Origin of the sequence: Rheinheimera muenzenbergensis, from assembly GCF_036984005.1 — a bacterium.
Classification (GTDB): Bacteria; Pseudomonadota; Gammaproteobacteria; order Enterobacterales; family Alteromonadaceae; genus Alishewanella; species Alishewanella muenzenbergensis.
On sequence record NZ_JALAAR010000060.1, the window covers coordinates 1 to 293 of the forward strand.

Annotated in this window: 1 tRNA gene; it reads right to left on the reverse strand. The window is 48.5% G+C overall.

Annotation, left to right across the window (positions count from 1 at the left end):
* Position 1: 1 nt before the first annotated feature.
* A tRNA-Ile gene (locus MN202_RS20550) sits at positions 2-75 on the reverse strand.
* Between the last annotated feature and the right edge of the window lie 218 nt (positions 76-293).

Here is a 293-nt window from a genome sequence, read left to right on the forward strand (position 1 = left end):
GTTGGTCTGAGTAGACTCGAACTACCGACCTCACCCTTATCAGGGGTGCGCTCTAACCACCTGAGCTACAGACCAGCTCTAACTTGTCTGTTTGCCTTACCGCGTCGTTGCATCCCTCGCTCATTCAGTCATGTACTTATCGTACACTCCTTCATTCGCTCGCTCTACGCCTTGCGCTAAACCAAACATCCGGCGTTATCCTCACGAATACCGCTTTTACTGTTTGCTCTACGTTACAATCAATCATCTGGGTGAACACTTACAACTTCTTTCAGCTATAGGTAAGGAGGTGA